Below are 1,826 nucleotides of genomic sequence, written 5' to 3'. Positions count from 1 at the left end.
GGAAAATCAAATAATCACTATAAAGATCAAGCATATCCATTTAATTCCCTCCCTAAAATTAAGGGCGGAATTCTAATGCTTTTTAGTCAAACTACAAGTTTATGTGCGTAACATGAGTGATAATAAAGGGTATGGCTTTATTGAATGCGAAGGGAAAGATTATTTTGTCCACTATAGTTGTATCCGTAACGAGGGAAAGACCCTTTCTAATGGGGCGCAAGTATCCTTTAGAATAATAGACGGCCGGAAAGGCCCTTTAGCAGAAGAAGTGGAGCTGCTTAATTAATCATTCTCTGTTGACTTGCAAATTGGGGTTTTGCCATTGAAAAATGAGTCATACCAAGAAGTACCTGGAGGATTTCCCCTTAAGCGCCTTATTTTTCTGAGTAATAGAGAATAAGGCACTAATCTAAATTAAGAATTACCTCCAGGAACCTATTGCCTCATTTCAGAACTCATCACTTAGAAGTTTTCCCAAAGAAGAATTATTGAGTACAGCTCTCTCCCGACGAAACGCCTGTTTTGCCATAATCAGCACAGGTTTTAGTGGTAGTTGGGCAGCAACAAGCATAAGTGGTTTGCCCTTCACTGTTTGTACCAGTCACTGACCACATACAGGTGGGAGTGGCTCCAGCAAAACTAGCAAAAGAAACCACAGAGGATAAAAAGACCATGCTAAATAATTTCATTTTTGTTCCCTAAATTTTTAACTTATTTACATTTTAGACCAAATTTAATAATTTGCATTGGAGTTAAGGGTTGGTGGCAGTTGTTTAAATTCCCTCGGCGCTTGTACCTCTAACTCTTGTTTTGGTTTGCTTTTTAAATTGAATAAGCCTTGTTTGGCTAAAAGGGGGCTAAGCTTAACCTGCCGCAGTTCACGCACCACTTCTCGTTTAGCTTGGTAAGTATCGCCTGCTTTAGCCATATAAGTGATTAAATTTAGATGCTGCATGGCGTTATTTTTGTCGTCCTTATTTTTATAATAGGCTTCGGGATGCCATTGGACTCCCACCATGGGTGCCCCGTATGTAGTCTCAAAAGCTTCAATTGCTCTTTCTGGCTGCATAGAACCTTGCCGATTAGATGCCTCTAGCTTATCGTCAGGGAGAGCCTCAGCACTTACTTCCAATAGATGGGGAAGCGAACGCGCATCAGGCGCCTCCCAGTGAACGCTATTGACCACAGGCTCAGGATCATCACGTTGGAACATAACGCCATAGACTATAGTTTTTTCCTGCAATTGAATGCGATGAATCTGCTTGTTATTACCAATCCCACCATTAGCAATAATTGAGGGCATTTTGGAATACAAATGACCATCTACTGTCTTGGTGTGACCACCGAACGCGGCCCATAAACTCCATGCACCCGCACAGATCGCTAGAACCGGTTGTCCTTTATTACGTGCTTGTTGAATAAGGAGCTGCTCATAGTTTTTACGAGCCGGATCATACTTATTCCTTAGGTGACCTGGAATAACCAATAAGCCACAGGAATCATCCGTACTCTCTTTCTCGCCTGGTATAATGCGCGCTCCCAACGAGTCATTTATTCCTAAAGCATGCACTGCAGCATTTTGCACAAAGTGAGTAAAGCTCTCTATAGTTTCTTCTGGAGCTTTTGTTAGATAAGTCTCACGTAGAGTACTCCGACGAATGGTATAATGATCATAAAAGGCACCATGCATCGTCTTACCTTGATCATTACTCATGTTACGCACATAAACTTGTAGTTTGACTAAAAAGCATTAGAATTCCGCCCTTAATTTTAGGGAGGGAATTAAATGGATATGCTTGATCTTTATAGTGATTATTTGATTTTCC

The 1,826-nt window shown here is 41.0% G+C and carries 3 protein-coding genes; 1 reads left to right on the top strand and 2 read right to left on the bottom strand.

The window, feature by feature from the left end:
- The first annotated feature begins 112 nt into the window (after positions 1 to 112).
- Positions 113 to 286 carry a cold-shock protein gene (locus ELY15_RS15525; protein ID WP_127101632.1) on the top strand — a complete coding sequence of 58 codons (174 nt, stop codon included), beginning with the start codon at positions 113 to 115 and terminating at the stop codon, positions 284 to 286.
- A gap of 199 nt (positions 287 to 485) precedes the next feature.
- On the opposite strand, the gene ELY15_RS15520 is transcribed toward ELY15_RS15525, so the two are convergent.
- On the bottom strand, positions 486 to 689 hold the full coding sequence (locus ELY15_RS15520; RefSeq protein WP_127101630.1) for a hypothetical protein: 204 nt from the start codon (positions 687 to 689) through the stop codon (positions 486 to 488).
- A 44-nt stretch (positions 690 to 733) separates the two neighbouring features.
- Positions 734 to 1,714 carry a gamma-glutamyl-gamma-aminobutyrate hydrolase family protein gene (locus ELY15_RS15515; protein ID WP_127101628.1) on the bottom strand — a complete coding sequence of 327 codons (981 nt, stop codon included), beginning with the start codon at positions 1,712 to 1,714 and terminating at the stop codon, positions 734 to 736.
- Positions 1,715 to 1,826: the final 112 nt, after the last annotated feature.

This window comes from Legionella sp. km772 (genome assembly GCF_003989735.1).
In the GTDB taxonomy this organism is placed as follows: domain Bacteria; phylum Pseudomonadota; class Gammaproteobacteria; order Legionellales; family Legionellaceae; genus Legionella.
This window is presented reverse-complemented; position numbering and strand designations above follow the sequence as displayed.